The following is a 15342-nucleotide window of genomic DNA, read 5'->3' as shown; positions in this document are numbered from 1 at the left end:
GGTCACAGTTCGCAGAGATTCGGCGCTTAGAGGTCGAGATTATCCGGCTGCCGATGTGATCGACTGAAACTAGGAATCACTACCGTAGCCTGAAAAGTGCCGACCAATGGAAAGAGTCTATCATAGACGGAGCGCGAGCAATCATCCGCAGTCTACGCGACGCGAATGTTATTGTCGAAGCGAATGGAAAGCTACACGCTCGGAGGGCAACGCATCCGCAGCCCTCCTTTTCATTTTGATCTTTAGTGCTGAGAGGAGTGATCTCTAAGCTCGTGAGGTGGTCGTATCGATCGGTCCGGGCACCCGGCTGCGTACCAATCAGACAGACGCGCAGACATCCTACCCTCCGAAGCCGAGAAGATCGCGGATGCCGTGTCGGCGAGGAACGTCTTGGTGGAGTTCGAGCGGGCGTCCGTCTCAATCACCCCCCGACGAGTAGAACACGCCGAATTTCTGGGGTTTCACCCCCTTGTCGCGCAGATTCTGTTTCACCCACCGAAACCCGAATCTCGTCGTGCAGTTCGTTCTCCGCTTAAATCTGCGCGACCCGGCTCTACGTCGATTTCCGTCCGTCAGATCGCGTTCTGCACCTCCAAAATCGTCCAAAGGAAGGGCGGGGTACAGCGAGCACCCCCGGTGCTCGACGAGAGCGGGAATGAGCAAAAAATCGTCGCTAGGAGGGTTCCGTCGATATCGGGCGGTTCACACTCCGTCGAGCGGGTTCTCTCCCACTCTCGTTTCATCGATTCTCGCCGAATACCCCGATTATCGGCTTAAATCTGCGCGACGGGGGTTCTCCGTGCTTCTGTGGCCGTGAAAGACGGCTGTATATCGCCGAAATCGGCCACAGGAACAGGCGATATGCAGGCTGCAGACGCCGGGGAGAACCACGAATTCTCCATATTCGGGTTCGGACGGAACGCGACGTCGAGACTCGGCGAGAGACGGGCTACGCACCGCTCTGGCGTTTCATAATCGAGTCGAATCCCCGGTAGTAGAGGTGAAAAAGGTGATTTTGGTTCCGGGGGTCGACGCGTGGCGGCGGAGTGTCTGTGAGGAGAGGGGCTACGCGAGTTCGTCGAGAATCTCGCGGTCCTCGTCGATAATCTCTCGCACGCGCTCGCGGTGCTCCTCAAGGTCGTCTTTCTCGGCGTGTTCCTGGCTCATTGTGTGTGTATAGGGGATCGTTTGATTTGAATCTTCTCACGGGACTACGGCTCGAGGCGGTCCTCATCGATTTGGCCGGTTTCCAACCACTCAGCGATTTCGTCGACGTCGTACCGGCGAATCTTCCGCAAGACGCGGGGAACGTTCGGGCCGCGGTCAGGTGGTTCCTCGCCGTGGTCTAGGAGGAACTCGCGTGTCGTCACCCAGGCCGTCCGTTTGTTACCGTCCTCGAAGACGTGCGCGGTGACGAGTTTCCGAAGGAGGAAGGCTGCTCGCGGGTAGAGCCCCTCGACGTCCTCGCCTTCCCGGAGTAGACGCCGGATTTCGAGACGTGGCGACGCCACCCGTGCGCCGGTGTACTTCAGGTCGTAGGCAGCTTCAATCTCCTCGTGCGTCGCGACGATTTCCTTTGCTTGGGGATACGGTGGCGACGTCGTCACGGCTCCATCGCGTCAAGCGCGTCTTGAAGCGTCTCGGCGTCGGCACCGTTCGCGCGATCGACGAGCTCGCGACGAAGTTGTGCCTCTTCCTCCTGTTCGTCGAGACGATCCGGCCACGGTCGCCCCTGCACCTCGATCCAGAGACCGTACATCGCACCCTCGGGGAAGTGAATGCCGACGTGGTCGCCGCCGTCTGTGGTGACGTCGAGTACCCAACCGTCCTCGAGCTTCGAGCTCGGGCCGTAGTTGCACGCGGTCTGGTCGTCCTTGGCGACGTACTCGCGGTGTTCGTTCGCGAGGAGGCGGTTGATAACGTCGTTAAACGAGTCTCCCGGGTATTTCTGCCCGCTCAGGTCTTGCCACGTCTGCCGCGTCACCTCTATCGAAGTCTTCTCTGGCATAGTTGCTATAGTGGAACTAGCCACCATAGTTTTGGTGTTGTACGATAGACGTGTGAGTAAGCACGTGGCGACATCGTCGAGAAGACGACCGGTACTGGAACGCCGGCCGCGTGCGCCCACCAACTTGAGGCTGGTTGAGAGAAAGTAGCGTGGTACCGTCTTTTCTGACCTGTATCGGATTCTCTATTTCCGGTTGCCCTAATCGCGGAAGTTTAGTAAAAAGGTTTTTCCGCGTCGCCGAGAAAGAGGAAGGTGAGGACGCGGACCAGGCCCGCTGGGTTGAACCCTCGGGACTGATCCGGCTAGGAACGTGGGGTAATGGCCTACGTTCTGTTGACGTCCGCTCTACGGTCCTAATCCGTTGAGGAGGTACTCCTGTAGCGTCTGCGACTCGAGTATCCGGACTGTGTTCTGCCATTGTGACGCGACGTCGTGAGACTCATCACCAGTATATCGACCTTTGATCCACGCAGCGACACGGGTCTGCTCGATCCTGCCATACGACCCGGTGAGCCCCTTGATCTGATAGAACGGGAGGGGTGAGGACGTCGCGTCGCGCCAGTCGCGGTTGAACCACACCACAGAGTCGTAACGCTCGGTGGGCTGCTCTCCTGCGTCCATCTGTGCTCGAACGTAGCCCGCGATGTAGTCCGCCGCCGCAACCTCGGGATACGTGAGGTCTGCGGACGGGAATCCTGATACGTATACACTCCCGAAGGCAGACTGAAACGACGGACCGATAATTTGGGCGGCCTGTGTTCGGAGGTGCTCCTGCGATCGACCGTACATGCTGGCAGCACCATCTGGAAGCAGCACCGCGTCACCGCGATAGGACTCGGCTTCTGTGATCATCTACTTCGCCAGTATGCAGACCGCTGCAGCCTGATGGTGGATAGTCTCTTGATCGTATCCAACGGCGACTCGCCACGGGACAGGTAGAGTCTCGTCACCGCTTGACCACAGAGTTATTACGGCCTATTGCGTTCTATTACACATGCCCATCAGTATCGATCGGTTCGACGACGAACCCGCGGATGCCCTCAACCTCCAGGAAGGGACGCACCCGTATCGGCTTCTTCAGTTCCTCGCGGACCACAGCGACCAGGCGTTCACGCAGACAGAACTCCACGAATCGACGGGCATCAAGCGCGGGAGCATCGGCGCTGCGCTCTCCCGCTTGGAGGACCGCGGCCTCGTTCGACACCGCGGGCGGTACTGGGCCATTGCAGAGGACGACCGACTTGCCTCGTACGCGGCGCAGGTGAACGCCAGCTCCGCCTCGACGACGGACGACTACTACGGCGACGGGGAATGACGGACGTCTTCGAGCGCGGCGCGGTTGTGAAAGGCCCGGATCTCCTCGCAGATCACGACTCTAGGCCGTACGTCTGCCTGAGCGACCGCACTCATCCGTTCCACGACGAGGAAGCGCTCTACGCGGCCGCGACGACGACGCGGCGAGCGGTCGCCATCCCGCTCACCGACGACGACTTCGTTTCGGGCGGCCTGCCGCGGGAGAGCTATGTGAATCCGTGGACAGTCGTCACGATTCGGCATGCGGACATGGCGCGTGAAGAGGGGCGTCTCGTCGAGGCGACGACGGAGAAAATCGCTACCGAGGCTGCTGGCTATCTCGGTATCCGCTGAAAGCGCCGTCTCGCGTCCTTAACCAACAGTCAGCTGCGGGCAGCCGAGTCTGTTGGTTAAACCACTCTGGTGACGTCGAGATGCGTCAAGGGACCGGCTACGCACCGCTCCGGCGTTTCATAATCGGGTTGAATCCCCGGTAGTAGAGGTGAAAAGGTGGTTTTGGTTCTGGGGTCGACGCGTGGCGGCGGAGTGTCTGTGAGGAGAGGGGCTACGCGAGTTCATCGAGAATCTCGCGGTCCTCGTCGATAATTTCTCGCACGCGCTCGCGGTGCTCCTCAAGGTCGTCTTTCTCGGCGTGTTCCTGGCTCATTGTGTGTAATAGGGGGGCCAGAGAGGGGGCGAGTATATGCGCGGTCGTACTCTCACGGGTCTGCCATCTACATGCATCTCCTCGTGGGAGGGGTTTGGTGGTGTCGAATACCTATGCGAGGAGCGTTGAGTGCTTCGCTGGAGGGTGTGCATCTTCCGGGAGGAACAGGCGTCCGCGCCTCGTAGCTATTAATTGTCACGAGAATCACTTAAACGCCGAATGAGTTAGTGGTGGCTGGCCCACTCGGGAGCGTAGAAGACGACGCACGGCCGGGAGAAGGCGTGATAGTGCGAAACGGGCACCACGGCGAACTCGAGCTCCCATGCCGTGGCGAACTCCACGACGTCGAACCAGCTATTCCGTATCTGCTTACCGTCCTCGCCGACGCCAGTCTTCGACACTGAATAGACGGAGATTCTTCTCTAGATTTAATACACGTAAAGGGAGCTACCAAAAACTGTTAAGGCTGACAGTCCTATACGTCTGTATAGACCATGTCCGCTGACAAACGCCTTCCGGTAACCGAGGAGACGCGGAAGGAACTCCACGATCTCAAGGAGCCCGGCCAGACCTACGACGATCTTCTCAAGGAACTGGCTCAGCAGCGCCGCCGACAGGAGTTGGAGCAGCGCTTCCAGGAGTTGGAGGAGGCGGACCGCGACGAGCTGACGTCTCTCTCGGATGTCTGAGTACGACGTCCTGCTCGCCGACCAACCGCGTGAGTTCCTCGACGCTGCCGACGAGAAGACCAAACGGATCTGTACGGAGAATCTCGGCTACCTCGCAGACAACCCGTACCCTGGACGGGGCCGTGGAGACAAGGAGAAGCTTCCTATCGACGGCGACCGAGACCGTTACCGGCTGCATATTTCTCGAACCTACACGGCCATCTACACCGTCTTGGAGGACGAGAAAGAGGCACGCGTGCTGGAGATCGTCTCTATCGACGAGGCACACAAGCGATACGGTTTCTGAATCCCTGTTCCAAACACCTCGGTCGGCCCTGTAGATCTGCGCCGGGTGCGGGGGTGGGTCAGAGTTCCTCGATGAGATTCTCTAGGAGCTCGTCGTTCGTGATGTCGAAGGTCCAGGAGTGGCTACTGGAAGCCTGCTTGATCACGTCAGCGACGGTCTCTTTCGGGACATCGAAGTGCATCTGGTGGTCCCACCCCCAGCAGGTGAGGACGTACGCGAACCCGTGAGAGGTGCGATAGCGCGCAATCCAGACAGTCACCTCTGGGTTGTCCCCGTGCTGGAGGACGACGTCGGGATTCGCATCCTCTCCGGCCCAGGTGGGCTCGGTCAGGTAGTCTCCGAGAGCTTGGCTGAGCGGCTCGATTCCTTTAGCTCGAACGGAGCGTACATCGGATCCGGGTTGTCTAGGTCGTCGGGCTCTCGCAACGTCGGGATCTCGTCTTCAGTATTGAGTCGGTCTGACAAACTCGACATACACTTCCGAGAGACACTGCACCGGCGAAAAGGGTGCCCAGACGGCCACGAAAGGTTGGTGTTTCCATATACGCCTCTATTTTGAGTTCAGATGTCTCTGCTGGGCAGGGCTCTGTGCTCAGGCTACTGCCTTCGCTACTTATGGAATTCGAGGAGAGTGATGTTGATGCTCACATCCCGCTTGGCGTAAGCTACAGAGAACGCCAGCAGAATGATGAGCGAAAACACCCCGAATCCGATAAGCCCTGCTAGTGAGGGGCTGATAGCTTGCAGAATCATAGTACTGTATCCGCTATTTGTTCTCTGATTCGTCGTCGGCTTCCCGGCCTTCTACGATCTCTTCGACGACTGTGGCTGGATCTTTGTCGTCAGAACCGATTGGCTCGCTTGGAGACGAGGTGGTGTCCTGGGCCTCCGACTCGGGGTCATCAGTCCAAGGCTCCCATTTTCGAAGAAGTCTGATGCGCTCCTTGTACTCCGCTGGAATGGCGTCCTTGTACTTCTCTGACTTCCGCTCCCATCCGCGAGCGACAGAGACCCAAGATTCAGACGACCGCTCCTCCCAGTATTGACGTGGGAGATCGTCGGGTGCTGTCGGTTCCGGGAGTGCAGGGTCACGGTTCCGAACTTCCGACTTCACAGGTACCGGTTCGCTGTCCAGCAGGTCGCGTACAGTTCCTTTCACGGTGTTTAGGTCACTCATCGAAATCCCGTGTTTTTCTCGTATCTCACGGAACTCTTCTGAACGACGAACGAGATCGTCTAATTCCTCTGCACCTTCACGGTAGTACTCATCAACGAGGACGGCGGCGGTCCCCAGTGCGACTTTGGTGATGCTCTTCTGGTTCCCGAACCGGTCAAGGTCGAAGCTCTTGACAGCGGTAACGACGTGCTGCCTCTCTTGTTTGCTCAGGGGGAGCGAGGAACAAATCCCCTGCGCAAATCGTTCCTTATCCCGCTCTGTTTCGCGCGCGCTATGTTCGCTGTCAGACCGGTGCCGTCCGTCGTGATGCTCCCGGAGACGTTCAATCTCTGGATTATCGTCTGTCTCGTCACCGATTCGTGTCGCCGCCGGCGTTTCGAATCCCGTATAGTCGTACCCCTCATCGCTTCTGGGGTTGTCTTCCCGGGAAGCGATGAGGCTATCCTCGCCGGGGACTCGGCCCGGTTCTGTGTGTCTGCCAGCCCACCGCTTCTCCGGGGCTATGGAATCGCTCGTTCGTGAACCTCTATACCGTGCGCTATCGTTTTCTTCGTTTGGCATAGTTACCACTCTGAGTTGACGTAGTGTTGCGGTTGAGGGATGGCAGACCGAGTGCTACAGTGACGACTGGAAGTGTAGCGGACGGATGGAGAGCTACGCGAATGACGAGCGCATCTCTCAGAAGGGTGATCTGCCGTAAAACGATCGGAACGCCGTAGCGTCCCTCCTCTCATATACCCGTATTGGTGCAAGAGTCACTTAAAGAAACGCCAGTCCTGTGATTTTCCCACTTGATTTTGGGATGAATCGCTGGATGAGGGAAATACAGCACTCGTAATTCACGAAGATACAGGGGGTAATCGCCCTTAGGGATAGATGTCATGTCAGACCCGAGGACGAGCATCACGCTGCGGGAGAACACCGGGAAGAAGCTACGCGACCTGAAGGAGGCGAGCAACGCTGGAACTTGGGACGACTTCTTCACGGGAATCGTCGAGGAGGAAGAGAATATAGAGGTCAACTTAGATGACCTGAACACCGTCGAACTAGAGAAAACCGAGAAAGCCCAAGAGACTCGGGCGATGGCCATCGGCGTCCTCGAAGCGATGCAGCGGACGGGCATTAAGGAGGATGTCCTCGATCTCATCGAGGAGTTGCGGAAGACCGAGATGGTCGAAATGAACAAGCGCGTTGTCCAGCATATCCTTCAGAAAGCGAAGTCAGGTGAGGCGCTGAACGAAGCAGACCGGGCGCTACTTGACATGGTCGTCGAAATCGAGACTCAGCGGGACAGTGGCCCTGAAGTTGGTAGCGTCATTGCGGAGGGGCTTTTCGGCGAAACGGAAGAGCAGACCGCTGAACAGACCACTACGAGGACCGATGCCGTTCGGGAGAGCTCGACAGAGGAGACATCGATAGACCTAGACGAATCGATTTTCACCGGCGTCGAAGACGCAGAGAGAAGCGACATAGGAATTGACACGCAAGACAGCGATGCCGAGTGAAGCGACGTATGAACTGGTGGCGAAGAATAACTTCGTCGTGGCCAAAATCCTCGGTACGATCGTCGCACTAACCACCATGTACAATGCCCCCAAGCAGGTTATGGTTGGGGCCCTAGTCGTGCTTACGGTGGTGTTTTCGACAGTATCTACGTACGCCTGGATGTCGCGTTAACGGCTGTCGATGCTCTTCTCGGTTTTCGCGCTACTCGTATTCGCTGAACCAGTCCGGAGCGCCCGTATACTCTGCCCAGCAGCGCTTGTGGCACGGCTCACCTCGGGCGTTCGGTATCGCGCGGTCCAAATCCACCATCTCACCACAGAGATCGCACTCGGCGCGGTGGCCCATCTGCCGCGCCTCGACGTCGAGGTCTTTCACCTCGATGTACAGCTCGTGCAGCGCCCGTGGGGTGAGCCGGACCAAGATCTTCTCCCGATCATCTTGGTCTCGCTTCTCTGGTGTGTAGGTGAGGACCCAGTCCTGCCCTTCTTCACCGTCGCCGGCGGGGCCGAGGGAGATCGTCTGCGCCAGCTCGTCTGGGATGTAGTGCCACTCGTTGTCTGCGAACCGCGGATAGTGTCCTTCCGGCCGTGGGTTCTGAGGGTCTACGTCGTGATTGTGACTCATTGGTCGTTGTCCTCGCTTTCCTCGGGAAGCGTGAGTTCGTCGATGAAATCGGCAGCAATGTGTGCCAGCTTATTCACGAGGCGTTGTAGGCCGTCTGGCAGGCTGCCGAGGTTGATCGTGAGATTATACTCAGTATCGGGGGCAAACGTGATATCGATGCTGTCAGCGGTCTCTGCTGGCCTTTCGCTATCGTCGTCCGTCATACCGCTCCACCTTCCTCGGTCCAGTGCCGGACGACGTCACCGTTGTCAAGAGAGAGGCTGCCGTCACGTTCGGCGCGTTCGCAGGCCGCTATCAAGAACGTGAATCCTGCTCGCATCTCCGTCCTCGCAGTGAACACCCGGGAGTAGGCGCGAAGAAGACGCCACCGACGCCATCGCGTCCGGAGTTCCTGTCGGAGGTTGTAGAGCGTCATGCTCGCCCCATCCGCTCGAACTCCCGGCTCGACGTGCGAGATTCGAGACCGTCGAGAAAGTCTCTGAGGACGCCGCGTACCTCCCTCGACATTCGTTGAGTGCATCTCCCGTCTATTAGAACACTTCCAGATACTTCTCGATCACGTCGCGCTCGTCCTCCGTCAAGTCGAACAGGTCGTACACCGTCTCGTCGATCTCCGCTTCCAACTCCTCGATGTTCGTCTCCTCGACAGTCCGACGGTCGGCTTCCAGTGCCTCTATGAGTTCCGCCACGCCGTCGCGAGAGCGTGGAATCGGGATCGACTGCTCCTCACCCTTCTTCATGTTTCGTCCGTCCACGGCGGCGTGAACGTACTGTGCCCGGAGCTTCTGCTCCTCCTCATCGCCTCTGTCCATGAGTGGCGACGTAATCTCGTCGGAGCGTCCAGCCGTTACCGCGAAGCGACCGTCGTCCAGTTCCTCCACGTCGGCGTTCACCGGATACCGGCGCGTCTGCCACTCGTAGTCGATGTAGCCGAGGTTGCCGTCGAAGTCTCCGAGATAGGCTTCGGGGAAGCGTTCGAGCTTGTTTTCGAAATCAAGTGTTTCACCGATATTCTCGGCCTCCTGTCGTAACTCCTCAAAGTACCCTTTCTCATCTGTAACTATACAAGGCACTTCCCCTACGTATTGGGTGAGGTATTCGTAGTATCCGCCGGCCTTGATAGCCGCTATATGCTTGAAGTAGTAGTCCAACACCGATGAATTCAGTTGTGCCGTCATCTCCTCTGTCTGCTCTTGATAGGGTTCTTCCAGAAGGACAGAGTATGGAGTGGTGAAATACCAAGTTCCTCCAACATCCATCATATAAGTCGCCTTGTTAGCGATTTTTGCCATGATGATCTTGGGACGTTCAAACTTGGTTAGATTCTGAGGCCTACTGTAGCCATACCAGCCACTTTCTCCTCTACTCGACCGGCCTTCAAGCGCCTCCCGATATTCTGTTAGATAGTCCCACGTCTTGGGCAGATTCTCGGAGAGATAATCCTCATCCATTAGAACAGCTTCCTCACCGGCATCTCCGGATTCTAACGAATAGGGATGGACGATATGAAGCCCACTCCAGTTCACCTGCCACCGCTCTACCTCTTTACCGTCAATAAAGGGACGGAGAACGTCTGTTTCTATCTCGTACTCTTTCTGTGTTCCCGTAGGTCGTATTGTGACAACACCTCCAGAGTCGTCAGAGGTCACCCGGTCAGCGTCAAGGACTTCGACAACAAAGATGCCCTTTGATCCAGTCATTATCCCTTGGAATACGGCTTCTGTCACCTCACGCACACGAGCATCGGAGTTCGACTCTATTTTCTTGAAGACCTCCCACTCGCGCTCCGGCATTAGAGGCCACCGTTCGGTAGTTAGGCGGCTTTGCGGGAACTCGAAAATGTCGAGATACTCGTCGCTGTAACCGGGTTCTGACAGATGCTCTCGAATACTCGTAACAACGGCATCGTCCAGATCGCGCCCACTTTCTTGGTTTATATCGCTCTTGACACGTCCACACCGAATACTGTTGGAATCCCTTGCTGAGGCATCATCTTCCGCACGGAGGATGACTATTGCTGGATAGTTGGTCGCATCCTTGAACACGCCCGAGTCACGGAAGTCCTGTACTTGTTCAATCGCCGTTCTTGACTGGATAACCTCGCGAAGTCCCTCCCCGTATTCGGTTACCATATATTGATTCGGCGTAATGTAGCCAAGCTTACCCTGCCCGGAGAGCCAATCAATTCCTCGTTCGTAAAACGGACAGTAGAGATCAAATTGGCCGCTTGCCGAGGAATAGAGTTCTTCAAGCAGACGCTTCTGTTCGCTCGGGAGATTCTGAGTACTAACGTAAGGCGGATTCCCGACGACGTAGTCGTACATCATGTAGTTCTTGACGACGAGAGCGAGAACGCTGTCCTCGAACATCTTGAACAGCCGTCCGTCGCCGTGATCTTCACGGAGATACTGCACCGTGCCGAGAATGTCGTTGACGTACGGCTCGAAGAAGTCCTCGACGCCGTCGTACTCCTGTGAGGTGTAGCGGTGAATCCCTTCATCGAGGCCGCCGAGATACGTCCATTGGCTCTCGTGCATATGGTACTTCACCACGTCGAGAACACCCTGCAAGGCGGCGTAGTACTCCCCGAAGTTCCGAACCCCGGCGTTCACCTTTGCGGTGTCGTACTTCGGCATCCGGACGCGCTGAACGAGGAAGCCATCCTCCCGTTCCGACTCGGCCACTTCGTCTTCATCAACCTCGATGGGGAGTGGCACGGGAATCTTCACGTCCTCGCTGTCCTCCGTCACAGAGTCGAGCGTCATCTGCGTCTGCCCCTCGTCACCGAGGTCGATACCGGTCAGCTCGCGCTCGTTCCGCAGGGAGTCCGTGCGGAAGATCGGCAGGCGGCGAATCGTGAAGTCCTCGTCGCCGCGTTTCGCTTCGCGGTACTCGGGGAGGATGGCGACCATGAAGCGAATTTGGGCCATCAGCACAGCGAACGGGTGAATGTCGAGGCCGACGATGTGCGGGCGCGTGCAGAGTTCCGCGATGGCTTCTGCCCAATCCGGGTCGTCGTCGTACCGCCGCACGTCCTCTAGATAGCGCTCGACGGCCTCAACGAGGAACGTTCCGGAACCACAGGATGGGTCGATGAGGCGCTCCTCGGAGACGCCCACGTCGTACTCGACGCCATCCATGATGTAGTCGATGACTGGCTGTGGCGTGTAGAACTCGCCGAGGGCTTTGCGCGTTTCGGGGTCGAAGTAGCGCTGGTAGAGATCGCCGAGCGGGTCGCCCTCGATTTCCGCGAAGTCGAACTTCAGGACGGCGAAGGAGACGTGCGCGATGGCACGACTGAAGCGCTCGCGCGTCGCTGGACTCACGCGGGTCACGTCACTCCCTTCCTTCGCGACACTCTCGAAGCGGCTATACGGGTCAGCGTGCTGGCTCGCCGTCTGCTCGCCGTAGCCGTCCGTCCACCAGATGAAAATATCGTCCTCGAACAGACTCTCGACGAGCTGGTTTCGCATATCCTCGATCATCCCGTTCGCCGCGATGGGATACGCGTCGAGGTCGATGCTTCCCGAGAAGCCGCCGAGTTCGTCGAAGTAGCGACGAAGCCCGCGTTCGGTGGGGAAGAAGTCGTGGTCGTCAGTTGCCTTCGCGAGCAGAAGTCGGGCGAGGAGAGCGTGACCGGACTCCAGACAGAACATGAAGTCACGGAGTGACTGCTGGCCGTCGATGAATGGCTCCCACGAGTCGGGTGTCTCGTCGGGTTCGCTCGCATAGCTCGCCTCCCAGAAGTCGTACGCGCCCTTCACGAACTTCGCCTCCTGTTCGTCTCGGAGTTCGGTGAGCAAGTCCATCATCGCCGTTACGAGGTCGGCGAAGGGGCTGTCCTCCTCCAAGCGGAACGTCTCGAAGAAGTGTTCCCGCCCGAGTTCGCCGTCAAGTTCCACTTCATCGAGGCGGTTGAGGAAGTCGTTGACACTCGTTGGGTCAGTAATGTCCCACTCGGGTTTGCGGAGTGCGGCTTCGAGATCGGCGGCGTCGCTTTCCGTCACGTCTTCGAGGTGAACGGAGAGGAGTGGCTCACGTTCTCCGCGACGGTAGAGGCGAAGTCGCTCGCCGTTCGTGAGGACACCGTAGTCGGCTTTCAGCTCGTTCACGTAGTGGAACAGCTGGTCTTCGTTCGGTGCGAGGTCGCGACCCGTCGTCTTGAACTCGTACACGGCGGTGACGGACTCGTTACTGTCGAGGGTAACGTAGTCCGGACGACGGTTGTCGGAGAGCGACCATTCGCTCCGCAGGTCGTGGCCTGCGCCATCATAGCCGAGACGCGTGTAGAAGTCTTCGTTGAGGAAGGCGTTCTCGGCGTCCTTCTCGCTCATGTCCTCGTCGAGGCGAGAAGCGATTCCGTGAAGGGCGTCGAGAATCGCAGACGTATCCGGCATACTTACCTCAAATCAGTCAGCCATCAAAAATACTGCCGTGTTGAATAGTGGCTTCTGAGCGGAGAAAATGCTATCCTCATTTTCCCGTGACCCTCTGAGAAGTGTTATTCGAAGGGATCCTCATTCAGCGTCGAGGGATGAACGGGAATATCCTCTAACCCGTAAGTGTTCAGCACATCATCAACTAAAGATTCCAGCCAACCACCCGCCACTGGCGAAATATACACCTCCTCAATCAATTCCGAAGTGTCCACAGCAACAGACATCCCTGGCGAAGACTCCTCAGCAACTCTATCTGTGAAATCTTCGTTAATACGGACACCATCAGGTGACTCAAAATCAGAGATAACCCCCCGAAACTCTGACTCCGGCTCAAAACTCTCCCGCTTAAAGAAAAAGGGAGAAATACGGTTTACCGTGATATCCGCAGTGTTCGAATAATCAATATATTCTACCTGCCCACTCACAACCTTCGAACCAGTATCTAAAGCTCGTTCAAAACGGGAGGCAGTCGTCTTCACCGCTACCTCCTTTCCCTTCTGCTGATAGACCTGCCACATCGCAGCAGTCTCCTCAGAGGCCTCGTGCCAACAACTGATGTACGTCGAATTTCGCAGTGCATTATAGAACGCCAGAATAAACTCCTCTTGGTCAGATACTCGATCGGACACTCCATCAGCTATCTCTCTCAACTTCCCAGGCGGTAACGCACCCTCGTAGGAATCAAAGAACCCTGCAGCACGGGAAAACCAGAGAGCATCATTCTCCAAGATTGAAACAAACTGCGTGAAATCAATGTATCTCCACAACTCAGTATCTGATGCTGGTTGAGCAGGCTCCCACTTCTCATCAGGGAAGATATTATCCATAAACTCGAATTCACCAGTTCTTATCGCGTCTGTTAACCGGATCATCCATAAATTATAACGTATTCGACCTCCTCCCTTGGGTAGAGGCTTACCGTGAGTAAAGACGGTCAAAACCAGCAGCACACACAGACAGTATTCTCGAGGTTCAACCGTCTTGAGTCAGAACTGGACTGTCTACTCCTAGCTGTGAGGAACATGCTTGCGGACTACCGCAATTTTCACCCTGACTTCCCTATTAACCCTGGAGAGGACGCTGACGACGATGAAAACCCAAAAAAAGCTGCCAAAGACGAACTGAAAATATTGGCCGGACATCGATCCCGATTCGGCGGCAACTTCTCACAGCTGGAGGCCCGACTAAACGGAAGACTTGATGACACCTCGTTTGAAGCATACGCTGCAACCCAGATGGATCTTGACGGTCTGGGCGAGATTTTAGATACAGAAACCGCTTCGCTGCCACTGGTCGAACTCGATCCCGCATACTTCGACAAAATAGACGAGTACAACGTCCAAGCCGGGCAGTATGGGGCCAGCGAGACACCGATCCTGATCCCCATCCAAGTCGAAGACGACATCGTCATTTATTGGGACCCTCTAGCCGATTACTACGACAACGAAAACGAGGATCCAGTGGAAATGACCCTTAGCGAGACCACATTCCTCCGTCTCTGGAGTCGAGCAGCACGCGCCCGATGGACCCTCTGGCTCGACGGACAGGAACAGAAGAAGATGGCCGAGTTCATGGAAACAGACCAATGAGCATCCAAGAAACCAGAATCAGCGATGAATCTCTAACATTCCCAGCAGGTGCGGGGGAAGTGAGTATCAGGAACCGCATCGAAGGCCACCTTCGCTACCACTACAGTCGAAGGCTGTTCGTCCAAGACGTCGAAGAGTCAGAGGATGGTTACTACGTCAAAGTCGGGGTAGCGTATCCACGCGACGTTTCAGACTGCCGCAAACAGGACAACGTCCTAAAAATGGTAAACATTGGAGACGTCAAAACACTATACGCCTCCCCGATGGACGATGGCTACTACCGGATGAAACTCCCGGAACGAAGTGACCTTTACGACGCGTTCAAAGAGCGCCACAAAGACATCCTCACTAGGTTAGACTGGTCGATGGCCCGCGCTATCTACAGCAAGGTCTACAAACTCACCCCTGTCCGAAACCAGCTGAACTCAGTCATCGAGATAGTCGACTTCATCCGCCACGAAGCACCCGACACTGTTAGAAGACTAGAAAACGCACAAACCACCTCAAACACGAGAGACTACCTGGACGTCTTCGAGGAACTCGGATATGTTCGGATCGAGGACGGGACCATGTACCAAGGCCCGAAAATGGAATCCGCAGACATGCAAGGCCTCCAGGAAGAGGATATTATCGGGGACATTATCGACGAGGGCTACTACCTGCTCCGGCAGAAACTGGGCCTGGCGATGCTGAACCACTTCCCTAAGTTTGCCAACGCATACTACCTCAGCGCCCTCCGCCGCAGTGAACCAGAGCTGCACCTGAGTGTCGAGGATATCGCTGAGAACCTACAGGCCGAGTACCAGGATGACACCACGGACACCTGGAAACTCGGACGGAAACTGGACTCACTGCACGACGTTGGTGTCCTGAAATTCCAGGATAGAGAGGTCACCGGCCGAGAAGACGTCTACAACAGCGTCGAACCCAATATCCCCTCACTCGGATAGCACACTCTAACCGTTGATCAGCGATCGGGGGTATAGCTGTGAGTCAAGCTGATACCGGTGGCTGATTCATTCAGGTCCCCATTGGAGTGGTTGTTGCGACGATAGCTACGGTAG

The 15342-nt window shown here is 56.7% G+C and carries 19 protein-coding genes; 8 read left to right on the top strand and 11 right to left on the bottom strand.

The annotated features are described in order from the left end of the window. Positions 1 to 1211: 1211 nt before the first annotated feature. The 3 genes from ABDZ36_RS00190 to ABDZ36_RS00180 form a co-directional block, all read right to left on the bottom strand. Positions 1212 to 1607, bottom strand: a complete 396-nt coding sequence (locus ABDZ36_RS00190; protein ID WP_211312954.1) for a Fic family protein — start codon at positions 1605 to 1607, stop codon at positions 1212 to 1214. Next, the gene (locus tag ABDZ36_RS00185) at positions 1604 to 2008 is read right to left on the bottom strand and encodes a hypothetical protein (protein WP_211312955.1); all 405 of its coding nucleotides are present in this window, start codon (positions 2006 to 2008) and stop codon (positions 1604 to 1606) included. The genes ABDZ36_RS00190 and ABDZ36_RS00185 overlap by 4 nt, the downstream gene beginning before the upstream one ends. Positions 2009 to 2353: 345 nt before the next feature. Next, positions 2354 to 2860, bottom strand: coding sequence for a hypothetical protein (locus ABDZ36_RS00180; protein WP_211312956.1), 507 nt, complete (start codon positions 2858 to 2860; stop codon positions 2354 to 2356). 142 nt (positions 2861 to 3002) lie between these two features. On the opposite strand from ABDZ36_RS00180, the gene ABDZ36_RS00175 reads away from it, so the two are divergent. Both ABDZ36_RS00175 and ABDZ36_RS00170 read left to right on the top strand, forming a co-directional pair. Next, positions 3003 to 3323, top strand: a complete 321-nt coding sequence (locus tag ABDZ36_RS00175; RefSeq protein ID WP_211312957.1) for a MarR family transcriptional regulator — start codon at positions 3003 to 3005, stop codon at positions 3321 to 3323. Next, on the top strand, positions 3320 to 3655 hold the full coding sequence (locus ABDZ36_RS00170) for a hypothetical protein (protein WP_211312958.1): 336 nt from the start codon (positions 3320 to 3322) through the stop codon (positions 3653 to 3655). The genes ABDZ36_RS00175 and ABDZ36_RS00170 overlap by 4 nt, the downstream gene beginning before the upstream one ends. 537 nt (positions 3656 to 4192) lie before the next feature. Here ABDZ36_RS00170 and ABDZ36_RS00165 read toward each other — a convergent pair. Next, positions 4193 to 4369, bottom strand: coding sequence for a hypothetical protein (locus ABDZ36_RS00165; protein ID WP_211312959.1), 177 nt, complete (start codon positions 4367 to 4369; stop codon positions 4193 to 4195). Between the two features lie 93 nt (positions 4370 to 4462). On the opposite strand from ABDZ36_RS00165, the gene ABDZ36_RS00160 reads away from it, so the two are divergent. Both ABDZ36_RS00160 and ABDZ36_RS00155 read left to right on the top strand, forming a co-directional pair. After that, positions 4463 to 4657, top strand: coding sequence for a hypothetical protein (locus tag ABDZ36_RS00160; protein WP_188880098.1), 195 nt, complete (start codon positions 4463 to 4465; stop codon positions 4655 to 4657). Continuing rightward, positions 4650 to 4943: a type II toxin-antitoxin system RelE family toxin gene (locus ABDZ36_RS00155; protein WP_211312960.1), complete on the top strand. Its 294-nt coding sequence runs from the start codon at positions 4650 to 4652 to the stop codon at positions 4941 to 4943. Before ABDZ36_RS00160 ends, ABDZ36_RS00155 begins: the two co-directional genes overlap by 8 nt. A 58-nt stretch (positions 4944 to 5001) precedes the next feature. Here ABDZ36_RS00155 and ABDZ36_RS00150 read toward each other — a convergent pair whose 3' ends face one another. Together ABDZ36_RS00150 and ABDZ36_RS00145 are read right to left on the bottom strand one after the other, a co-directional pair. Next, entirely contained in the window at positions 5002 to 5202 is a 201-nt protein-coding gene (locus tag ABDZ36_RS00150) for a hypothetical protein (RefSeq protein ID WP_211312961.1), read from the bottom strand. A gap of 507 nt (positions 5203 to 5709) precedes the next feature. Beyond that, positions 5710 to 6681, bottom strand: a complete 972-nt coding sequence (locus ABDZ36_RS00145) for a hypothetical protein (RefSeq protein ID WP_211312962.1) — start codon at positions 6679 to 6681, stop codon at positions 5710 to 5712. Positions 6682 to 7001: 320 nt separating this feature from the next. On the opposite strand from ABDZ36_RS00145, the gene ABDZ36_RS00140 reads away from it, so the two are divergent. Next, complete coding sequence (locus ABDZ36_RS00140) at positions 7002 to 7625, top strand: hypothetical protein (RefSeq protein WP_211312963.1); 624 nt, start codon at positions 7002 to 7004, stop codon at positions 7623 to 7625. 202 nt (positions 7626 to 7827) lie between these two features. Here ABDZ36_RS00140 and ABDZ36_RS00135 read toward each other — a convergent pair whose 3' ends face one another. The 4 genes from ABDZ36_RS00135 to ABDZ36_RS00120 all read right to left on the bottom strand — a co-directional run bounded on the left by ABDZ36_RS00135 (position 7828) and on the right by ABDZ36_RS00120 (position 12101). Further along, positions 7828 to 8250 carry a DUF8161 domain-containing protein gene (locus ABDZ36_RS00135; protein ID WP_211312964.1) on the bottom strand — a complete coding sequence of 141 codons (423 nt, stop codon included), beginning with the start codon at positions 8248 to 8250 and terminating at the stop codon, positions 7828 to 7830. Beyond that, the gene (locus ABDZ36_RS00130; protein ID WP_211312965.1) at positions 8247 to 8453 is read right to left on the bottom strand and encodes a hypothetical protein; all 207 of its coding nucleotides are present in this window, start codon (positions 8451 to 8453) and stop codon (positions 8247 to 8249) included. The genes ABDZ36_RS00135 and ABDZ36_RS00130 overlap by 4 nt, the downstream gene beginning before the upstream one ends. Further along, positions 8450 to 8665 carry a hypothetical protein gene (locus ABDZ36_RS00125; RefSeq protein ID WP_211312966.1) on the bottom strand — a complete coding sequence of 72 codons (216 nt, stop codon included), beginning with the start codon at positions 8663 to 8665 and terminating at the stop codon, positions 8450 to 8452. The genes ABDZ36_RS00130 and ABDZ36_RS00125 overlap by 4 nt, the downstream gene beginning before the upstream one ends. 115 nt (positions 8666 to 8780) lie before the next feature. Then, positions 8781 to 12101, bottom strand: coding sequence for an Eco57I restriction-modification methylase domain-containing protein (locus ABDZ36_RS00120; protein WP_343749144.1), 3321 nt, complete (start codon positions 12099 to 12101; stop codon positions 8781 to 8783). 18 nt (positions 12102 to 12119) lie between these two features. On the opposite strand from ABDZ36_RS00120, the gene ABDZ36_RS00115 reads away from it, so the two are divergent. Continuing rightward, complete coding sequence (locus ABDZ36_RS00115) at positions 12120 to 12695, top strand: hypothetical protein (RefSeq protein ID WP_343749143.1); 576 nt, start codon at positions 12120 to 12122, stop codon at positions 12693 to 12695. 56 nt (positions 12696 to 12751) lie between these two features. Here the strand turns inward: ABDZ36_RS00115 and ABDZ36_RS00110 are convergent, their stop codons facing one another. Further along, a complete protein-coding gene (locus tag ABDZ36_RS00110; protein WP_211312968.1) occupies positions 12752 to 13516 on the bottom strand; it encodes a hypothetical protein in 765 nt (254 codons plus the stop codon). 93 nt (positions 13517 to 13609) lie between these two features. On the opposite strand from ABDZ36_RS00110, the gene ABDZ36_RS00105 reads away from it, so the two are divergent. After that, on the top strand, positions 13610 to 14278 hold the full coding sequence (locus ABDZ36_RS00105; protein ID WP_211312969.1) for a hypothetical protein: 669 nt from the start codon (positions 13610 to 13612) through the stop codon (positions 14276 to 14278). Next, positions 14275 to 15228, top strand: a complete 954-nt coding sequence (locus ABDZ36_RS00100) for a hypothetical protein (protein WP_211312970.1) — start codon at positions 14275 to 14277, stop codon at positions 15226 to 15228. The genes ABDZ36_RS00105 and ABDZ36_RS00100 overlap by 4 nt, the downstream gene beginning before the upstream one ends. Positions 15229 to 15342 lie beyond the last annotated feature (114 nt).

The sequence above is a fragment of the Halarchaeum salinum genome (genome assembly GCF_039520965.1).
Taxonomy (GTDB): Archaea; Halobacteriota; Halobacteria; order Halobacteriales; family Halobacteriaceae; genus Halarchaeum; species Halarchaeum salinum.
The sequence above is the reverse complement of the archived record's forward strand: the minus strand, read 5'-3'. Positions and strand labels throughout refer to the sequence as shown.